At 54.0% G+C, this 18968-nt stretch carries 16 protein-coding genes and 1 riboswitch; of the genes, 8 read left to right on the top strand and 8 right to left on the bottom strand.

Annotated elements, in window-relative coordinates; translation table 11 throughout:
* Positions 1–158: 158 nt before the first annotated feature.
* The 5 genes from IEV97_RS04000 to IEV97_RS03980 form a co-directional block, all read right to left on the bottom strand.
* Positions 159–497 carry a transposase gene (locus IEV97_RS04000; protein ID WP_188500191.1) on the bottom strand — a complete coding sequence of 113 codons (339 nt, stop codon included), beginning with the start codon at positions 495–497 and terminating at the stop codon, positions 159–161.
* 375 nt (positions 498–872) lie between these two features.
* A complete protein-coding gene (locus tag IEV97_RS03995; RefSeq protein ID WP_188500190.1) occupies positions 873–2270 on the bottom strand; it encodes a SusD/RagB family nutrient-binding outer membrane lipoprotein in 1398 nt (465 codons plus the stop codon).
* 11 nt (positions 2271–2281) lie between these two features.
* Positions 2282–5506: a SusC/RagA family TonB-linked outer membrane protein gene (locus IEV97_RS03990; RefSeq protein ID WP_188500189.1), complete on the bottom strand. Its 3225-nt coding sequence runs from the start codon at positions 5504–5506 to the stop codon at positions 2282–2284.
* Between the two features lie 179 nt (positions 5507–5685).
* On the bottom strand, positions 5686–5877 hold the full coding sequence (locus IEV97_RS03985; RefSeq protein WP_188500188.1) for a CsbD family protein: 192 nt from the start codon (positions 5875–5877) through the stop codon (positions 5686–5688).
* Between the two features lie 286 nt (positions 5878–6163).
* A complete protein-coding gene (locus IEV97_RS03980; protein WP_188500187.1) occupies positions 6164–8659 on the bottom strand; it encodes a TonB-dependent receptor in 2496 nt (831 codons plus the stop codon).
* A gap of 325 nt (positions 8660–8984) precedes the next feature.
* A riboswitch (SAM riboswitch) is annotated at positions 8985–9084 on the top strand.
* A gap of 10 nt (positions 9085–9094) precedes the next feature.
* Between IEV97_RS03980 and IEV97_RS03975 the strand changes: the two genes are divergently transcribed.
* The gene (locus IEV97_RS03975; protein ID WP_188500186.1) at positions 9095–10264 is read left to right on the top strand and encodes a trans-sulfuration enzyme family protein; all 1170 of its coding nucleotides are present in this window, start codon (positions 9095–9097) and stop codon (positions 10262–10264) included.
* Between the two features lie 84 nt (positions 10265–10348).
* Here the strand turns inward: IEV97_RS03975 and IEV97_RS03970 are convergent, their stop codons facing one another.
* Both IEV97_RS03970 and IEV97_RS03965 read right to left on the bottom strand, forming a co-directional pair.
* A complete protein-coding gene (locus IEV97_RS03970; RefSeq protein WP_188500185.1) occupies positions 10349–10762 on the bottom strand; it encodes an OsmC family protein in 414 nt (137 codons plus the stop codon).
* Positions 10763–10819: 57 nt separating this feature from the next.
* Complete coding sequence (locus IEV97_RS03965) at positions 10820–11539, bottom strand: hypothetical protein (protein WP_188500184.1); 720 nt, start codon at positions 11537–11539, stop codon at positions 10820–10822.
* A gap of 170 nt (positions 11540–11709) precedes the next feature.
* Here IEV97_RS03965 and hpf point away from each other — a divergent pair, with 170 nt between their 5' ends.
* The 4 genes from hpf (at position 11710) to IEV97_RS03945 (ending at position 14138) form a co-directional block, all read left to right on the top strand.
* Positions 11710–12015 carry a ribosome hibernation-promoting factor, HPF/YfiA family gene (gene hpf, locus IEV97_RS03960; protein WP_188500183.1) on the top strand — a complete coding sequence of 102 codons (306 nt, stop codon included), beginning with the start codon at positions 11710–11712 and terminating at the stop codon, positions 12013–12015.
* A gap of 104 nt (positions 12016–12119) precedes the next feature.
* Positions 12120–12902: an SDR family NAD(P)-dependent oxidoreductase gene (locus IEV97_RS03955; protein WP_188500182.1), complete on the top strand. Its 783-nt coding sequence runs from the start codon at positions 12120–12122 to the stop codon at positions 12900–12902.
* 52 nt (positions 12903–12954) lie between these two features.
* On the top strand, positions 12955–13593 hold the full coding sequence (locus tag IEV97_RS03950; RefSeq protein ID WP_188500181.1) for a DsbA family protein: 639 nt from the start codon (positions 12955–12957) through the stop codon (positions 13591–13593).
* A 185-nt stretch (positions 13594–13778) separates the two neighbouring features.
* The gene (locus IEV97_RS03945) at positions 13779–14138 is read left to right on the top strand and encodes a DUF1801 domain-containing protein (protein WP_188500180.1); all 360 of its coding nucleotides are present in this window, start codon (positions 13779–13781) and stop codon (positions 14136–14138) included.
* On the opposite strand, the gene IEV97_RS03940 is transcribed toward IEV97_RS03945, so the two are convergent.
* A complete protein-coding gene (locus tag IEV97_RS03940) occupies positions 14125–15054 on the bottom strand; it encodes a cation diffusion facilitator family transporter (RefSeq protein WP_188500179.1) in 930 nt (309 codons plus the stop codon). The genes IEV97_RS03945 and IEV97_RS03940 overlap by 14 nt on opposite strands.
* Positions 15055–15161: 107 nt before the next feature.
* Between IEV97_RS03940 and IEV97_RS03935 the strand changes: the two genes are divergently transcribed.
* From IEV97_RS03935 to IEV97_RS03925, 3 genes are all read left to right on the top strand, one after another.
* Complete coding sequence (locus tag IEV97_RS03935) at positions 15162–15842, top strand: response regulator transcription factor (RefSeq protein WP_188500178.1); 681 nt, start codon at positions 15162–15164, stop codon at positions 15840–15842.
* The gene (locus IEV97_RS03930; protein ID WP_188500177.1) at positions 15839–17236 is read left to right on the top strand and encodes a HAMP domain-containing sensor histidine kinase; all 1398 of its coding nucleotides are present in this window, start codon (positions 15839–15841) and stop codon (positions 17234–17236) included. Before IEV97_RS03935 ends, IEV97_RS03930 begins: the two co-directional genes overlap by 4 nt.
* Before the next feature lie 149 nt (positions 17237–17385).
* Positions 17386–18957 carry a SulP family inorganic anion transporter gene (locus IEV97_RS03925; RefSeq protein WP_188500176.1) on the top strand — a complete coding sequence of 524 codons (1572 nt, stop codon included), beginning with the start codon at positions 17386–17388 and terminating at the stop codon, positions 18955–18957.
* Positions 18958–18968 lie beyond the last annotated feature (11 nt).

Here is an 18968-nt window from a genome sequence, read left to right as displayed (position 1 = left end):
TGCAATGTAAATAATATATTATAAAAAGCCTATGACTGCACTGTCATCGTAACAAAGCCTACATAATTAAGAACTGCCATCTTCTGACGTTATCGTCTCGGTCTCCGACTCTGAGCACTTTCAAAGCTAATGCAATACACATGGTTCTCGCAGCGACGTTACGGTGTAACGTCGGTACATTTGAGGTTATAGCGGACTTGTGTCCATTGCTGCGGGTTGTGGAGAATGTATTGGCTGATACGGTCGTGGGATTGAGGGGTGCGGATGATGTGATCGTGAAAGCGTGCCTGCCAGGAGAATTCAGGTGTGCCCATGCTGCGGATCATGCTTGTGCAGGCTGCTTTATACGAACTGATAATGCGGGAAACAGAGCCGGATTTAGGAGAGATAGAGGCCATGTAGTCATTCTTTTCTGAAGTAAACCCGATAGTTGGAGTAGTATAATTGCTGAAAGCCCCTGTAATCTCGATGATGCCATGCACATGGTTTGGCATCACTACAAATTAGTGCAGGCAGGTATAAGGGTAGTGTTCAGGTATTGCCAACCAATTTTGCTGTGCAATGGCACCTGCTGCTGACAATTTCATTTCCCCCTTGCATACCTCCCCAAAGAAGTGCTCTATGTCCTTCGTGCAGATAGTAATAAAATACAGCCCTTCCTGGCGGTAATCGTACCCCACCAGCCGGTGTGTCTGCCTCCTGAATTGCTTCCAATACTGCATGAAGAAAATAGCTATTAAGTAAAAATGTACCGACGTTACACTGTAACGTCGCCAATTCCTCCAGCCAATCATCCCCAAATCACAACTAAACAACAAACGCCGCCTCCTTTCGGAGAGCGGCGTTTGTTACACACTCAACTAAACAAACTCTTACTTATCCCACCATACGCGGCCGTACAGGTTGTCCTGTCCGCCGAACTGGCGCTGTACTGCCTCGTTGTAATTGGCAGTGTTGTTGAAGGCCTCGGTGGCCGGGTAGCTGTTGCGGAGAGGGACCGCTTTGCCGTCCGGCTCCACCAGGTTGGCCGGGTAGCCGGTTCGGCGCCATTCAGCCCAGGCTTCGTAGCCGTGCATGTACAGGTGCACCCAACGCTGCGTCGCGATCTGCTCGATGGCGTTGGCCGGATCGTAGGCAACGCCTTCCTGGCTAAGCAGCGCCGAAGCGCCGGCTGTGCTGCCCGTCCACTGCAGCAGCGACTGCTCAATAGCTTTGTTATAATTGATTTGGGCTTCTGCGTCGCCGCCGGCTATCCACCCACGCTTGGCAGCCTCTGCTTTGGCAAACAGGGCCTGGGCGTAAGTTACCAGCTGTATGTGCGCGTCCTGTTTCCAGATGGCAGGGCCCATCAGCGAGTAGTTGGTTACGTTTGGCAATCCTTGCATGGTGCCAAAAGGCAGGCCTCTGTACTCGCCGGTGGTACGTGCCGGCGTGCCGTATACCTGCAGTCGCGGGTCATTTACCGGCTTCAGCTTATTCACAAGCGTTTCAGTCAAAGCCCACCATTCGCGGTTCTGGTTCGATACCTGCCCATACCAGTAGTTCTGGTTGTTGGCGTCGGCCAGGTGACGGAACACCAGGTTGTCGGCATTGGAAGTCATGATGCCGGCCTCCAGGGCCTTGTTGAACTCGGCGGCTCCTTTGGCTGGGTCCACTTCCGACAGGCGCAGGGCCATCAGCATCCGGATGGTGTTGCCCAGGCGCTTCCACTTATTGATATCCCCGTTGTAGATGATGTCGTTGGAGATGTTGCCGGCCGTGATCTCGCTGTTGGCCTGCTCCAGCAGGGCGAACAGGCTAGTGTAGATCGACTCCTGAGTATCATACTTCGGCGTGAAGTTCTCGACACCTTGCAGGGCCTCGCTGTAAGGTACATCGCCCCAGCGGTCGGTCACATGCCAGAAGTAATAGGCCTTCAGGATTTTGGCTACTGCCAACTGATTGCTGATCGGACCTTCGGTCGTGCTCAGCTTTGCCGTCGTCAGCACGGTTTCCAAGTTCATGAGCGGCCCCTGGTAGATCCAGTAAAAGCTAGTACCGCCATCTGGGTAGAGGGAGGCGCCCGGATACTGTGTCTCGGACAGGTACTGGGCATGGAACTGGGCCGCAGGAGAGGCGCTCAGGCTCGACAGCGAAAGCGCCGAATTGGCGATCAGCTGCGTAGCGGTGGCTTTGCTCGGCTGGTTCGGGTTAATGTTGATGTCGTCGTCAAACTTGTCGCAGCTTGCCAGCATGAAGCAAGACAAAAGTACTGCATATATTTTCTTCATTCTCATCTTCATTATAAAGTAATGTTTAGGTTAATGCCGTAAGAGCGTACCGAGTTGGCCGTGCCAGACTCGTACCAGCTGATGGACTGGGCACCGGTCGAGATCTCAGAAGGGTCGATGCCCTCCGGAGCTTTCTGCCACAGTTGCGCCACGTTACGGGAGATCAGTGCCACGCCCACGCTCTGGAACGGCAAACGGCCCAGCATCGACTTGTCCAGGGTATAGCCCAGACGCAGTTCGCGTAGCTTGATGTAAGAAGCGTCGTAGAGCCACTCTTCGTACACACGACGACCCACTACGGTGTTGTAGTATGACTGGGCGCTCACGTAGTTAGAGGCCGGCTGTCCGCTCACATCCACACCATTCACCTTGGTGCCAGGTGCGTAAATGCCTTCCACTTTCACACCACCGCCTGCTTCCAGTGGATCGCGCACGTTAGCGCCGCGGTCGTTGGTAGCCACTGTGATCGGATCCTGCCCGGTACGCACTGCCAGCATTTTAGAGCGGCTGAAGAACTGACCGCCAAACTGGTAGTCGATCATGGCAGAGAGGTCGAACTTCCAGATCTTGAAGATGTTCTGCCAGCCACCGGTCGCATCCGGCTGCACCGTTCCGAAATTGTGGGTAGCGTCTGTATAAAGCGGCATGCCGTTAGAGCCGATCAGCTTCTGGCCGGTAGCAGGGTCGCGCTGGTAAGCCTGTCCCACAAGGCTACCATAAGGCTGGCCTTCGTAGTGGTTGAGGTAAGAGGTAACGGAAGAGTAAGTGGTCGAATACTGCGTCAGAACATCGATGTCCGGATGGAGTTCCACGATCATGTTGCGGTTACGGTTCGCGTTGAGGACCGTGTTCCAGGTGAAGAAATCTGTCTGCACCGGTGTACCGCTAAGCACTACTTCTATACCTTTGTTCTGGATGAGACCGGCATTGATGGTCGTGCTGCTATACCCGCTTGCTCCTGAAATAGGCAGTTGCAAAATCTGATTTTTGTTCTTCATCTGGTACAGCGTCAGGTCGAGTCCCAAACGGCCATTGAGGAAGCGCACATCCAGACCTGCTTCGTAAGAGTGTGCAAAAGAAGGTTGCACGAAGGGGTTGTTCAGGTTGTCCGGCACAAATAGCGTGTTTACCGTTGGAGATCCAGCGTATACCGTGCCCACTCCAAAGAAAGGCGTGGTTTGGTAAGCGCTCAGGTCAGAACCCGCCTGTGCGTAGCTTGCCCGGATCTTACCGAAAGACAGCGGGTTCCAGCCGATCAACTCACTGAATACCATGCTACCTGACACTGATGGATACCAATATGAGTTGTTGTCGGGCGGTAGGGTAGAGGAGATGTCGTTACGCAGGGAGGCGTCGATGAAGTAGGTGTCTTTATACCCCACAGAGGCCATGCCGTAAAAGCTGCGAACCTGTTTGCGACGAAGTGTCTGGCTGGTAGTAGGACGGTCGATGGAACCGCTGATGTTGTAGAAGCCCGGGTTTGCAAGACCGCCTTCTGAACCCATGTAGAGGGCGGTATAACGGGTGTCATACAGGTTGCTACCAGCATTTACGTTAAGCGAGAAGTCTCCGAACTGCTTTGTGTACTGGGCCAGCAACTCGTAGTTGGTTTCGCGACCCTGGTACTTACCAGTCGTGAAAGACGGCACTCTTCTGCCTCCGAACGCCTGGCGTGTTTCGATGTTCTGGGTATAGCTGTCGTTGCGCACATGGCCACTCACTTTCAGCGAAGGCAGTATCTGGTAGGTCAGGCTCACATCACCAAATATACGCTCACGGTTGTCGTTGCTGATGTTCTCGTAGGCCTCGAAGTATGGGTTGTTCCAGTACAGCGGGTTGAAGTTGGTGATCTCGCCCGTCGTAGTGCTCGGTCTGCGCAGGTTCCAGTTCAGGAAAGTGCCGTCCGGGTACACGTAGTTTTTCATGCGCTTCATGTCCACGTTGCGCTGGAACCACTGCACCATGTAGCGGGCGCCGTACTCCGAGCCCTGCGAAGGACGCTGCGCATCGTTGCGGGCGTAGTTGAAGTTGGTGGATGCCGTCAGCTTTTTGGACAGGTCCAGGCTGCCGCTCAGGCCTACGTTGTTGCGGTTGAGGAACGTGTTAGGCTCCACACCCTCCACGCGGGTGTCGTTCGCGCTCAGGCGGAAGGTGCTGTTCTCGTTGCCACCTGTGATGGTCACGCCATTGTTCAGGTTATAGCCTGTCTCGTAGTAGTCCTGTATGTTGTTAGGATGCGGTACGAAAGGGGTCAGCTGGCCATACTCCGGGTCCTGTGGGTAGAAGCTGAAGATCTGGCGAACGGGTGTGCCGTCCATTTTCGGTCCCCAGCTCTCGTCCACCGACACGTCCACATATTTGTCGCCGTTTGGCAGGGTGCGCCAGGTCTGGCTCGAACCACCGCCGTACATGTTCTGCAATGGCATAAAGTTCACGGCTTTTTCTACTGAGAAAGCGGAGTTGATCTGAACGCCTACCTTTTTGGGTCCTTTCTGGCCTTTCTTGGTCGTGATCATGATCACGCCGAACTGGCCGCGAATACCGTAGAGGGCAGAGGCCGCAGGGCCTTTCAGCACGTTGATCGATTCGACATCTTCCGGGTTGATGTCTTGCGCCAGGTTGCCGTAGTCCGCCTGGTCAACGCCAGAGAAGTTACTGTTGGAGATAGGCGTGCCGTCCACCACAATCAGGGGCTGGTCGCCGCCACTGAGGGAGTTTACGCCTCGGATCTTGATCTTTTGGGTACCGCCCATGCTGGCGCCTGAAGATCCCGTCACCTGCACACCGGCCACTTTACCGGCGAGCGAGCCGAGTACGTTCTGCTCTTTGGTGAAAGTCAGGTTATCGCCCTGCACCTGCTGCGTGGCATAGCCCAGGGAGCGTTCGCTACGCTCGATGCCTAGTGCCGTCACCACTACTTCATCGAGCTGGCGGGTGTCGGTTTGCAGGCTAACATTGATGGTGCTTTGGCTGCCAACTGCTACCTCCTGGGTGGTATAGCCCAGAAAGCGGAAGACCAGCGTGGCGTTGGCCTCGGGCACGCGGAGTTGGTAATTGCCTTGAGCATCGGTAGCGATGCCAATTGTGGTGCCTTTAACGGCTACACTTACCCCGGGCAGGCCATTGCCCGTCGAGGCTTCTGTCACTCTACCACTCACTGCCCTGTCCTGGGCAAAGGCGCTGGCGGACCAGAGCACCATAAGCGGCAAAATGATGGAAAGTAGTTTTTTTCCCATAATTCGATAATTTGTTTTAAAAATAGTAAGGTTAGATTCGTTGAATATAGGGTATATTTAATTAATATGAAAGAGATATTCGTTATAACACAGTGCGTTTTTGTGCAAGCATAAAAAAACACCCCGCATCAGGCCGTAGCCGATGCGGGGTGTTTTTAGCTGTTAAACGCTTATTTAGCCTATAGCGAGTCGATCCACTTCTTCAGATCGCCCTTGGCCTTGCCGGTTTTTTGCTGGAGTTTGCCCAGCCATTCGTCCTGCTGTCCTTCCTGGTAAGTCAGGTCGTCTTCAGTCAGGTCCGCGTAAGATTTTTTGATCTTACCTTTCAGTTCATTCCAGTTTCCTCTGGTTCTATATTCTGCTTCGTTCATCGTAATCTCAGTTTAAAATTAAACAAATCTTATACCTGTATATACGGCTCAAACCAGGCCGTCGTTCAAAACAGACGCTAAACCTGTAGCCTGAGCAGCCCGATCAGGTATAGCAGGTCCGTTAAGTACTGCCGAAAACTATCCCCTTCTCACTTGTCCTCAAGTGGAGAATTTGCCAGAACTTAACGGATCTGCGGTCAGGTATAGGGAGAGCGTGCTGACAGAAAACAAAAAACCCTCCTTAGAGGAGGGCCTTTTGCTGGTTATGGGTTATGGGTTTAAATTCTTAGTTCATGCCATTGCCGTCGCCCTGCTTGGCGTCGTCGTTTCGGATGCTCTTCTTGCGCTTAGGCGGACGCTGCTGGTCCATCTTGCCGAAGCGGTAGTCGAAGCTCACCCGGAAGCCGCGGTTGAAGTTGTTGATGCGGATCTCCTGGGTATAGGCTCTCGGGTTGGTTGGCGACTCCTCCACCCGCACGTCGTTTCGCATGCGCATGCTCTCTCTGAACGGATTGTCGAGTCCCAGGCTGATACCTCCTTTTTTATCGAACAGTTCCTTCTTGATGGCGATGGTATGGTACGAGAAGGCCGCGAACTCACCCAGTAGTTGGATGCGGCGGGAGTTGAAGCCTCCGTTAAACTGTGCCGTGATCCCCTTCCCGAAGGTATAAGATGAGTTTGCGTTGATGTTGTACATCCAACCGCTGTTGCTGGCGTACTTGCCGTTCAGGTCCACATAGTAGAAGTTGGAGCTACCACCGATCGTCCAGTTATTGGTCGGTTTGGTGTTACCGAACAAGCTCACGCCGTAGGTTTTGTTTTTGGCGATGTTATCAAACGTAAGGGTAGTCACATCCACAGGCAAGCCGTTTGAGTCTGTCTCCCGGTCGATGGTCGCTACCGTTTCAATGGCATTGTCGGTGTGGCGCATGTAGCCGGTCACGTTGATCGAAGTGGTTTTGAAGAAAGTGCTGTAGCCCAGTTCAAACAGGTCAGTTAACTCAGCATCCAGATTCGGGTTACCCTGCACGCGGGTGTTGGAAGTCTGCTCCTGCACGTACGGGTTCAGGTAGAACAGGGACGGACGCTGGATGCGCTGCGTGAAATTGGCGCGGAAGGTATGCTTTTGCTTCAGGCTGTAAGACAAAGCCACGCTTGGAATGAAGTTGTCATAGTTGTCCGAGAAGGGAGGGTAGCCCTGCAGGTCGGCGTTGATGTCGGTAAACTCGTAGCGACCACCCATTTTCACGTTCAGTTTCTTCTTCAGCATGAAGCCGTACGTCATATAAGTGGAGTACACATCCTGCTCATAAAAGAAAGCGTCGGTGCGGCGTTTTTCATCTCCTGCGTTGAAGATGTCACGGTAAAGGGCATCGCTTTCCACGTCGCGGAAAATAGACTTGGCACCCAGTTCCAGCAAGGTTTTATTGGCGAAAGGATGGGTATAATCTGCCTGGAACGTTAACTCCTTGTTAGCGCCTTCGTTCAGGTTGCGCTTCAGCAGATAAGGATCGTCGCCTTCGTTCAGATAGTCCTGGCGAATGTCGTTGTCGGTGTTCGTTACGGAATAAAGCGACAGGAGCGCTAGTTCCTGGCCTGGCTTGCTGAACGTGCGGGTATAGTCGAGGTTATAGTCGGTGCCGATGCGCTGGTTGCGGTTGCGGATCTCGTTGCGGAAGTCCTGGATCAGGTTGTCGCCTTCGCGGCTGGTCACCTCCTGGTCGTTTTCCATTCTAAAAGTACCGCCGTTGGTACGAATGCTGCCTGATATGTTGTTCTTCGGCGTAAGGTCGTAATCAAATCCGATCAGTGCGTTCATGAACTTGCCGTTGATACGGGTTTTGCCATACTGGAAGCTGGTGGTGTTGCCGGCGAAGATGGTGTTGGTCATGTTGCCGTGGTTGTAGAACATGTTGCCGCCAAAAGTGCCGTTGATGCCCAGTTTGCCGCGACGGATGTTGAGGCTGGCGTTGGCATTGCTGGCACGCGTACCGGCCGTGGCTGCCACCGAACCCGTCACACCCTGCAGACCACCGTCTTTTTTGGTGATGATGTTGATGATACCGGCTGTGCCTTCCGCGTCGTACTTGGCAGACGGGCTGGTGATCACTTCCACCGACTTGATCTGATCAGCCGGGATTTGCTTGAGGGCATCAGCCACACTGCCTGCCATGATAGCTGATGGCTTGTTATTGATAAGCACGCGTACGTTGGAGCTACCACGCAGCTGTACGTTGCCGTCGTTGTCGAGCGCCAGGGAAGGCACTTTCTGCAACACATCGGCGGCGTTGCCACCCGAGTTGGTGATATCTTTTTCGGCGTTGTACACCGTGCGGTCGATCTTCTCTTCCACCAGCGGCTTTTCGCCTGTGATCACGACTTCGCTTAGCTTTTTAGCGTCAGAGGCAATAGCCACAGCTCCTACGTTCACGCTGGCGTTGTCAGACGTAACCGTCACGTCCTCCACCAGCTTCTGCTGATAACCCAGGAAGCTCACCTGCAGTCTGTATTTGCCAACGCCCACCTTGCTGATCGTGAAGCGGCCCTTGTCGTCGGCCATCGCGCCGTCTATCGGTTTGCCCGTCGCCAGGCTGATCAGGGCAACTGTGGCGAACTCCACCGGTTTTTTGGTGTCAGCGTCCTGCACGATACCCACGATGGTGGCATTGCCACGTGGCGCGGCCATACCTGCGGAGGCTTGTTGCGGGGCAGCCTGCGGCGCCTGTGCGAGAGCCGGCACGGTGCTCAGTCCCAACAGGGCAAGCAGCAGGCTCTTTTTCATAGTTTTTTCGAGTTGGTGTAGAGGTGTCTTATTCATATCTCCTGTCTTCTGTAATAAATCTTCAGGGTAAAGGAAAAGCTAGTTTTTGAGTCCTGAAAACAGAATATACCAAGGCGCCGCATTTCTATATGAATAGCCTAATATAGCCTATTAGCCCTTCGTCGGGAAATAGGGGAGGTTGGTGGAGCGAAAGGGGCGTTCTTATGGAAGCAACAGGAAAAAAGCCACCCAGGCAGTAGCCCCGGCAGACGTAATTATACCTGAAATTGTGCATTCTCAGATATCCGCCTTATTTTAGCGGCATAATAATTCCTGCCCAGGCAAATTTTTATAAAGAAGAGGTGAGAGAACAGGCTCTGCGATCCTCTGGCAACCATCCGCACGGAAAGGTGCCAATTCCTGCCCAAAAAAGGGAAATATAAAACGATTACATACATGTCCATTCACAACGAAACCAGCGCGATCCGGCTGCAAGCCGACCGATCGCACCACCGGGAGCACTCCGTGCCCTTGTACCTCACCTCCAGCTTTGTGTTCGAAAGCGCCGAACAGGCCCGCGCCGTGTTTGCCGAAGAAGAGGAGGGGAATGTGTACTCCCGTTATTCCAACCCCAACGTAGATGAGCTCCTGGCCAAAATGTGCCACCTCGAGAAAGCCGAAGACGGCGTTGCCTTTGCTTCCGGCATGGGGGCTGTTTTTGCCAGTCTGGCGGGTTTGCTGCAGGCAGGCGACCATGTGCTGGCCGGCCGTGCCGTGTTCGGCTCCACGCACCAGCTGCTTTCCAAAGTGCTGCCCAAATGGGGCATCTCACACTCCTATGCCGATGTGGCCGACCCGGAGGGATGGGAACAGCGGATCACGCCCGCCACCAAAGTGATCCTGATCGAGACACCATCCAACCCGGGCCTTGAGCTGATCGACCTGGAGTGGCTCGGTGAGTTTAAGCGAAAGCACAACCTGGTGCTGATCGTAGACAACTGCTTTGCCACCCCGATCCTGCAAAACCCTGTGGACTACGGCGCCGACATTGTGGTACATTCTGCCACCAAATACATCGACGGACAGGGGCGGGTGCTGGGAGGTATAGCCGTCGGGAGCAAAGACCTGATTGGCGAGATTCGGTTTTTCGCACGCCATACCGGTCCGGCCATGTCGGCCTTCAATGCCTGGGTGCTGTCCAAGAGCCTGGAGACGCTGCAGCTGCGGGTGGAAAAGCACTGCGACAATGCCCAGCAACTAGCCGAAGCACTGGAGGGGAATGCCGCACTGGAACAGGTGCGCTACCCATTCCTGAAGTCTTTCCCGCAGTATGAACTGGCCAAAAAACAGATGCGGCGGGGCGGCGGCATTGTGACCATTGCCGTGAAAGGCGACTACGAAGCAGCGAAGCGCTTCCTGGACAATCTGCGCCTGGTAAGCATCAGCGCCAACCTGGGCGACACCCGCACCATTGTCACGCATCCGGCCTCTACCACACACTCCAAACTGACCGAAGAGGAGCGTCAGGCGACCGGCATCACACCCGGGCTGGTGCGCATCTCGGTAGGGCTGGAAAATGTGGAGGATGTGATTGCCGACATACAGCAGGCACTGGCAAAGGTATAGTGGCTTAAAAAACGATCGAAACAGCACGGGCCTTTCCTACAAATCTGAGGAAAGGCCCGTGCTGTTTCACAAGGTATAATTGAGCTACACTATCTCAAAAGAGTGCGTGATCGTGGCAGTTTTGTATAGGATGGCCGCTACCGAGCAGTACTTCTCCAGCGAGAGCTCAATGGCACGGCGCACTTTGTCCTCGTCCAGCTGACCGCCCAGCTTGAAGTGGATGTGGATGGTGCTGAACAGGTTAAATTCCTGCACCTTCTGGCGCTCGGCCTTCATATTGATGTCGAAGCTATCGATCGGCTGGCGCTGCTTTTTGAGGATGCTGATGATATCAATGGCGCTGCAGCCGCCCAGGCCCATGAGCATGAGCTCCATCGGGCGGGCACCCTGGTTGTGGCCCCCGATCTCGGGGTTGGCGTCTATGTTAATGGCTACGTTGGCTGCGCCTCTGGCTTCAAAATGATAGTCCTGGTCTACGCGGGTGAGGTTGATCTCCATATTGGTATTTTCGTTTTCTAAGACCCGAAGGTATACATTTATACCTTTTACACCAAGTCAGGCGGCCAGGCGTGTCACGTACTTCACCAGCGAGCGCTTGGCGATGGGCAACAGCGCGCTGTCGAGCGGACAGGGTACTTTGGCGACCACTACAAAGGTGGCGGGGTTGGGCAGTTCCTGGTTTTCTCTGACCAGCTCTACCTTCAGGTTTTCGTAAGTCTGGGCCAGGCCGCGGCGCACCGTGCGCAGTAGTTGGGTGTTGATGCCCCGGTACTTCTCGTAGGTATTTTCAAAAACGGTGATGCGGTACACGTATACCTGCGTTTCCTTGCCCGGAAAGGCGTCGAGGAAAAGGTAGCCCTCGTTGAAGTACATCGGCGTAATACCGACCGGGTTGATCTCAAGGTGGCGTTCGATGAAGTCATACAGCTCCTTGCCCTCGCTCACGGCTTCCGTGAAAAGCGGTGCGGCATACTGGATCACTTCCTCGATCTGGGCCATGGTCTCGTCGTCCTCCACGATCTTTTCATATACCAGTTCCAGCTTCTCAAAGTCGGCGCGGGTAATTTGTTGCGGAAAGGATTCGTACACCAGTTTCTTGTGCTCCCGCACTTGCTGCAGGTGGCGGTAGTGCATGATCAGGTCAGAAAAAACAGGGTAGAGGCGCTGCTGCCCGAATTCGGAGCGAACAGCCTGCAGGTAGGCCAGTAAACGATATTTCTTGTATTCAAAGTCAAGCAATCCTTCTGTCAGCCAGTTGATAGGTAAGTTTTGCATAACGGTTAGCATTGGGTGAATATGCATAAAAACGAACCGGACGGATGCTATGTTGCTTCTGATGGCGGGTTTACGCTGGTAAACTTTAATGTCTTGCCTCCGTTTAAATTCAGCATTGGGATTCCACATAAAAGGCTTTCCACAAGCAAAAAATACATATAAGACAGAACATGAATTATACAGAGAATTTCGAAGGAATTAAGATTGATGTGCAGGCTGTAGACATTTCGATCTCGGACGACGTGCAGCAGCATATCCGCAATACCATCACCAAACTAAAGCGCCACGCCAAGAAGATCGACTCAGTGGACGTGTACTTTAAAGAAGAGGCCAACCACGCCACTGACTCCAAAAAGCTGAGCATGCGCGTAGGTATACCGGGCAACGATGCTTTCGCCGAGGACGACGGCGACAACTGGTACGAACTGCTCAAAAACGTAGAAGAAAAACTCAAGCGTCAGCTCGAGAAAAGATAAGCCGACAGGCACCGCAAAGCAGACCCGCTGCCAGGTTAGGTATAGCACCAACCGGCAGCGGGTTTGCTGTTAGGTATAGGCAGGCATCAGATCATCAAAGAAATATGGCCACAGGGGATTACAAAGACAAAGTCGTGCTGATTACCGGCGGCGCGCAAGGTATAGGCTTAGGTATAGCGCAGGCCTTTGGGCAGGCGGGCGCCCGGGTCGTGCTGACGGATGCTGACGAGGAAGCAGGCCGCGAAGCCTTGCAGCGCTTGCAGGACCAGAAGCACAAGGCTACCTTTATACCTGGTGACGTAAGCGCCGAGCACGAGGTAGCCACCCTGATGGAGAAAGTGCAGGCCAAACATGGTCGCCTGGATGTGTTGGTGAACAACGCAGGTATAGCCGACCCTTTTGCTGGCAAGCTGGATGAACTGCTGATGTCGGAGTTTGACCGGATACTGGCGGTGAACCTGCGCGGACCGATGCTCTGCGCTAAGTATGCCCTGCCGCTGTTACGCCAGGCGGCACATCCTGCCATCCTCAACATCACGAGCACGCGCGCATTCATGTCGGAGCCCGATACCTTTGCCTATTCAGCCTCCAAAGGCGGACTCGAGGCACTCACGCATTCCCTGGCCGTCAGCCTGGCACCGGATCGCATCCGGGTGAATGCCATTGCGCCGGGCTGGATTGAGACCGGTCCCTGGCAGAAAGAGCGGGAACGCTATGAGCCGCAGCATACCCGCGAGGATAAAGCGCAGCACCCGGTAGGTCGGGTAGGGGAGCCGCAGGACATTGCCGAAGCGGCGCTTTTTCTGTGCTCCGAGAAAGCCGGTTTTATTACGGGGCAGCATTTGGTGGTGGACGGCGGTATGACCGTAAAGATGATCTATACCTGAACCTAACCACCTGCATTGGGGTACAACCTCTAAGGAAATGTAAAATATGCCTATGGTCAACAGTCCTTATAACCCGGTCTTGCTGTATGTAACCGACCCGATGTGTGCCTGGTGCTACGGCTTCACGCATGTGATCCGTCGTTTGCGCGCCCTCTGGCACGGACGGCTGACGGTGGAGGTGATCGCCGCTGGGCTGAACCCGTATGCCCGGGAGCCCATTTCGCGGGAGCAGAAGGAGCGACTGGCCGTTAGTTGGCACCGGGTGCAGGAGCGCACCAGCCTCCCCTTCAACTATGGCCTTTTCCTGCAGGAAGATTTTGTGTACGACACAGAGCCCGCATGTCGCGCCCTGCACGTGGTGCGCCGGCTAAGGCCCGCCCTCACACTCGAAGTACTCCGGGCGCTGCACTCGGCCTTCTACGCCGACGGCCTTAAGCTGGCAGACCCGCAGGTGCTGGCCCATGTGGTGCGTCCCTTTGGCATCCAGGAAAACCTGTTCTATACCTTGTTTGAGGCCGATGAGATCATCGACGCGGCTGAGAAAGAGTTTGAGTTTGTGGAGATGCTGGGCGTCACGAACCTGCCAAGCGTATACCTGGAAGGGGGCATGGGACCTGAGTTGCTCGCCAGTGGCTTTTGCCAGCTCGACGAACTCGAGGGAAGGCTGCTGCAGCACCTCGAAATGGTGTAAACCTTGCCCCAGGGTATAAGTGTTTGTGAACGATAAGCTTAAGCGCCTGACAGTAGCCGGAAACAGGTATAGGTATTCGGAAACCCCTAAACCGCAACAGCATATTTTTTGCTTCAATATTAAAAGATATGTATATTTAGCTGTAAATTAACGGCTCTGGCCGCTAAGGCCAATACATACCCTGTATGAGAAGCAAGATATCTACCAACCAGGTCGATGAGTACATCGACAAATTATCACCTGAGAAACAGCTGTTAGCGCAGGCAGTACGCCAGATCATTAGTCAGACAGCGGCCCACCTGGAGGAGTGTGTGCGCTGGGAAAATCCCTGCTATTTCTTTTACGGACCTGTATGCTACTTCGCCTCTTCCCGCAGCGGACTGCACTTCGGTTTCTTCCGAGGGAAAGAGCTTTCGGACCCGCACAGGCGTCTGGTGAGCCGCAACGGCCAACTGCCACACATCAAACTGCGCACGCCCGAGGATATAGACGAAGAGTATTTCAGCGACCTGGTTCGCCAGGCGGTGCAGCTTAACCAGAACTAGTCAGATCGGGCGTGCAGTGCTCCTGACTGCATTCCTGTCCCGGCATTTCCAACTCAACCGTTACGTGGTCTATCTTCGCGTCCTGCATGGTGTCGCGTATGCGCTGTTTCACTTCATGCGCCTCTTCCAGATTCAGGTTCTCTTCCACCACGGCATGCATGGTCAGTACATGGTTGATGCCGTCCAGCGTCCAAAGGTGCAGATCGTGCACGGAGCGTATACCGGGAAGTAACTCCAGGCGGCGGCGCACTTCCTGCAGACTGATGTTAGTGGGAGTGCCCTGCAGCAGAATCTGAAGTCCTTTGCGCAGGTTGCGCACCACGTTGTAGAGAATGAAACCCGTGATGAGCACCGAAAGCAGCGGATCTATGATAGGCCAATCGAAGAAATAGAGCAGAATACCGCCCACCAGCACGGCCGCCCAGCCCAGCACATCCTCCAGCAGGTGCAGCATGGCCACCCGTTCATTCAGCGAGTCACCCTTGTTAAGGCGCAGGGCCGCGAATCCGTTTACCAGCACACCCAGAATGGCAAAGCCGATCATACCCGGCGCATGCACCGGCTCTGGATTAAACAGACGCGGGATCGACACCCAAAGCACAATACCTGAACCCAGCAATAAAACCACCGAGTTGATGACAGCGCCGAGCAGCGAAAATCGTTTATACCCGTAAGAGAACTGCTGGTCGCTGCCTTTGCGCGAAAGCCGTTCAAAGTACCAGGCCAGGCCCAGGGAAAGCGAGTCGCCGAGGTCGTGTAGCGCATCCGAGAGAATGGCCATGCTGTTGATCCAGAGTCCGCCGAACACCTCGATCACGGTGAAGCCCAGGTTCAGGAAGAAAGCAACCTTGATGTTGCTGCCTCCGTGATGATGGTGATGGCCGTGGCCTCCGTGCTGGTGATGATCGTGTGCCATAATTCCTCTAAAATAGACAGATATTAACGCAACTGCAAGCTGCCGGACGGCTCAGTTCTGCAGAAATCGTATCTTGTGCGGGCAAAAACGTAAATAGTGACAGGATTATGAAAATACTGCTGGTAGAAGACGAACCCAAAGTGGCTTCCTTTATCAAAAAGGGGCTGGAAGAACAGTCGTACGAAGTAGACCAGGCCTATGACGGCAACTTTGGCCTGAAGATGGCCCTGCAAAACGAGTACGACCTGATCATCCTGGACATTATACTGCCGCACCTGAACGGGTTGGAGGTATGCCAGCAAGTTCGGAAGAAAAAATCGCAGGTCCCCATCCTGATGCTCACCGCCCTCGGCTCTACCGATGACAAGATCACCGGACTGGACGCCGGAGCCGACGACTACCTCACCAAACCCTTCGAGTTCAAGGAGCTACTGGCCCGCCTCCGCGCGCTCTCCCGCCGGTCAGGCGACAACGGGGGAGGGGAGAAACTCTCGATCGCAGACCTCGAAATGGACCTGGGCAGCAAGACGGTGACGCGTGGGGGAAAGCCTATCAACCTCACAGCCCGGGAGTTTACCCTGTTGCATTACCTGCTGCGCAACAAGGGGCGTGTGGTGTCGCGCGTCGATATTACGGAGAGCGTCTGGGAGACCTCCTTCGACACCGGAAGCAACGTGATCGATGTATACATCAATTTTCTGCGCAAAAAAATAGACAAAGGTTTCCCTGGTAAGCTGATCCATACCCTGGTGGGGATGGGCTATGTGCTCAAGGAGGACGACGCATGACCATCCGCAACAAACTGACCCTGCAGTTCGCAGGTATATTCGCCCTCATCCTGATCCTGTTCTCGCTGGTGATCTACTACTTCACCTCCCTCTACCGACAAGATGATTTTTACAAGCGCATTGAGGGGCGGGCCTACGACACGGCCGCCCATGTGCTGGAGGCGGACGAGGTGAGTGAGAGAGCCCGTCGCAGCAACCAGATCCGCTACTACCAGGTGCTTCCGTTTGAGAAGGTGAGCATTTACCGCTCGGACGGCAGCTTGTTTTTCGCTGACGGAGACGGGCAACTGGCTGTGCCGACCGACGTGTTAGAGCGTGTGAAGCGGGAAGGTATGGTACAATACGAGCAGGAAGAGCGCCAGGTGGTGGGCATGCTGTACGAAGACAACGAAGGCGATTTTATCGTGTTTTCCTCTTCTGTGGATGCCTACAGTCTGCGCAAGCTCCAGCATCTGAAGATCGTCCTGATCGTCGGTTTTCTGGGCTCGATGGTGGTGGTATTAGTCGCTGGCTGGGTGTTTGCGCGGCAAGCGCTGCGGCCCATTACCAAAGTAGTGGGGGAGGTAGAGAAGATCAGCGCCTCGGACCTGCACCTGCGCCTGAGCAATGCAGGCGGAAAAGACGAACTATCACACCTTTCCCAGACCTTCAACAAAATGCTGGACCGCCTGGAAAAGGCGTTTGAAATGCAGAGCACCTTCGTGTCGAATGCCTCCCATGAGCTGCGCACCCCGCTTACCGCCATGATCGGCGAATTGGAAGTGGCCCTGATGAAGCCCCGCGAGAAAGAAGAGTACCAGCGGGTGCTTGCCTCCACCCTCGAAGACGCCCGTCTGCTGGCCGAGCTCTCAAACGGCCTGCTGCAGATTGCCCAGGCCAGCGTGGATACTTCCAAGATCAAGCTCGCGCATTTGCGCTTTGATGAGTTGCTGTGGATGGCCCATGAGCAGGCACTGAAACGGCACCCGGGCGCGCTGTTTGATATCGATTTTGACAACCTCCCCGACGACGAGGACCGCCTGATCGTGAAAGGGAACGATGCCCTGCTGCTGATCGCCATTGTGAATGTGCTGGAGAATGCAGCCAAGTTTTCGCCCAAGGGAGAGTACAGCACCGTGCGTCTTTCGGCAGATCGGAGGGAGGTCATCCTGCAGGTGACAGACAAAGGCGTGGGCATTGCCCCGCATGATTTGCGGCATGTGTTTGTGCCTTTTTTCAGGGCGAATAACGTGCGCAACATCAACGGCCACGGCATCGGTCTGCCGCTGACGGAGAGCATCATAAAGCTGCATAAAGGCACTATTTCCATTGACTCCAGAGTGGACGAGGGAACGATCGTAACACTGCGATTGCCGCAGGCAATCGGACTTATTTCAGCAAAAAACGCATTTTAATTTGTTTTTAATCTGGTTTTAATTTTCCCTTAATACCTCCCCCGTACATTTGTGAGCATAAGGTGAGTATCTGACTTATGTTCCTGCTGCCAGCCAAAAGCCGGCGCAGGGATGTGAGTTGGAAAGCCTTCGCTTACAACATTTACCATATGAAAGAAACCCCCTTAAAGCCGAACTACATGGCTAGCCTCGGAAAGGATTTTCCGGCTGGCCTCGTTGTTTTCCTTGTTGCCCTTCCGCTTTGCTTAGGTATTTCACTTGCTTCAGGCGCCCCACTTTTTGCCGGTATTGTTACTGGTGTGGTAGGCGGTTTGGTTGTATCCTGGCTGAGTGGTTCGCACCTGAGCGTAAGTGGCCCGGCAGCTGGCCTTACCGTGATCGTATTGAATGGCATTGAGACACTGCAGTCGTATGAAGCCTTTTTGCTGGCAGTTGTGCTGGCAGGTATATTGCAGGTGGCGCTGGGTTTTCTGAAGGCCGGTGTCATTGGCCTTTATTTCCCCTCATCCGTTATTAAAGGAATGCTAGCCGCCATTGGTCTGATCCTGATCTTGAAGCAGATCCCGCATTTTATGGGAGCGGATGATGATTTCTTCGGTGAGATGAATTTCTTCCAGCCGGACGGGCGCAATACCTTTTCAGGTATAATCCATGCCTTCAGTGCCATCCAATTGGGTGCGCTGCTGATCGGTGTCCTCTCTATGGCCGTACTGATCTTATGGGAGCAGTCGTTTATGAAGCGCATTAAGCTGTTTAAGCTGGTACCGGGCGCCCTGATCGTCGTCGTGGGTTCTGTAGGTATAAACTATCTGTTCATCAATTACTTCCCTGAACTGGCCATCGCGGGCACGCACCTGGTGAGTCTGCCGGAGATCAGCAGTATGGCTGCTTTGAGTAACGAGTTGCGCTTGCCGGATTTCACGCAGTTTGCCAATCCTTCACTCTACGTAGTGGCCTTCACCATCGCCATCATCGCCAGCCTGGAAACGCTGCTGAGCGTGGAGGCCGTGGATAAACTGGATCCGCACAAGCGCCGCACGCCAAACAACCGCGAACTAAAGGCGCAGGGAGTAGGCAACATCATTGCAGGTATGCTGGGCGGTATCCCGATGACGGCTGTGATCGTGCGAAGCTCTGCCAATATCGCGGCCGGTGGCAAAACGAAAATGTCTGCCTTTATCCACGGTGTGTTCCTGTTGCTTTCCGTGTTGTTCCTGGCCGGCTTCCTTAACCAGATTCCATTGTCGGCGCTGGCAGCCGTGCTCCTGATGGTAGGCTATAAGCTCACGAAGCCAACTCTTTTCAAAGGGCAGCTTAAACTGGGACATGAGCAGTTCATTCCGTTTGTGGTGACGATCGTGGCTATCCTGTTCACCGACCTGCTGGTAGGTATCCTGATCGGTCTGTCAGTCGGCATCTTCTTTATCCTGAAGGCGAATTACAAGTCACCTTACTTCTTCCACAAGGAAGATCACCGAGAGAAAGAAACGATCCGCATTAAGTTGAGCGAACACGTATCTTTCCTGAACAAAGCCAGCATTGTGCTGACACTCGAGAAGCTGCCGAATGACAGCCATGTGATCATCGACGGAGCTAACTCGGAGTACATTGATTACGACGTACTAGAAGCCATACAGGAATTTAAGAAAACTGCCCACGAGCGTGGTATATTTGTAGAAGTTTTGAATATAGAAGAAGTACAGGTGCTGGATATGCACTAGAAATAAATAAT

The organism is Pontibacter amylolyticus (genome assembly GCF_014638845.1).
Taxonomy (GTDB): domain Bacteria; phylum Bacteroidota; class Bacteroidia; order Cytophagales; family Hymenobacteraceae; genus Pontibacter; species Pontibacter amylolyticus.
The sequence above is the reverse complement of the archived record's forward strand: the minus strand, read 5'-3'. Positions and strand labels throughout refer to the sequence as shown.

Coding starts and splice junctions, on each gene's coding strand:
- IEV97_RS03995 (WP_188500190.1), bottom strand. CDS start 2,270: ATGAAGAAAATATATGCAGTACTTTTGTCTTGCTTCATGCTGGCAAGC.
- IEV97_RS03990 (WP_188500189.1), bottom strand. CDS start 5,506: ATGGGAAAAAAACTACTTTCCATCATTTTGCCGCTTATGGTGCTCTGG.
- IEV97_RS03985 (WP_188500188.1), bottom strand. CDS start 5,877: ATGAACGAAGCAGAATATAGAACCAGAGGAAACTGGAATGAACTGAAA.
- IEV97_RS03980 (WP_188500187.1), bottom strand. CDS start 8,659: ATGAAAAAGAGCCTGCTGCTTGCCCTGTTGGGACTGAGCACCGTGCCG.
- IEV97_RS03975 (WP_188500186.1), top strand. CDS start 9,095: ATGTCCATTCACAACGAAACCAGCGCGATCCGGCTGCAAGCCGACCGA.
- IEV97_RS03970 (WP_188500185.1), bottom strand. CDS start 10,762: ATGGAGATCAACCTCACCCGCGTAGACCAGGACTATCATTTTGAAGCC.
- IEV97_RS03965 (WP_188500184.1), bottom strand. CDS start 11,539: ATGCAAAACTTACCTATCAACTGGCTGACAGAAGGATTGCTTGACTTT.
- hpf (WP_188500183.1), top strand. CDS start 11,710: ATGAATTATACAGAGAATTTCGAAGGAATTAAGATTGATGTGCAGGCT.
- IEV97_RS03955 (WP_188500182.1), top strand. CDS start 12,120: ATGGCCACAGGGGATTACAAAGACAAAGTCGTGCTGATTACCGGCGGC.
- IEV97_RS03950 (WP_188500181.1), top strand. CDS start 12,955: ATGGTCAACAGTCCTTATAACCCGGTCTTGCTGTATGTAACCGACCCG.
- IEV97_RS03945 (WP_188500180.1), top strand. CDS start 13,779: ATGAGAAGCAAGATATCTACCAACCAGGTCGATGAGTACATCGACAAA.
- IEV97_RS03940 (WP_188500179.1), bottom strand. CDS start 15,054: ATGGCACACGATCATCACCAGCACGGAGGCCACGGCCATCACCATCAT.
- IEV97_RS03935 (WP_188500178.1), top strand. CDS start 15,162: ATGAAAATACTGCTGGTAGAAGACGAACCCAAAGTGGCTTCCTTTATC.
- IEV97_RS03930 (WP_188500177.1), top strand. CDS start 15,839: ATGACCATCCGCAACAAACTGACCCTGCAGTTCGCAGGTATATTCGCC.
- IEV97_RS03925 (WP_188500176.1), top strand. CDS start 17,386: ATGAAAGAAACCCCCTTAAAGCCGAACTACATGGCTAGCCTCGGAAAG.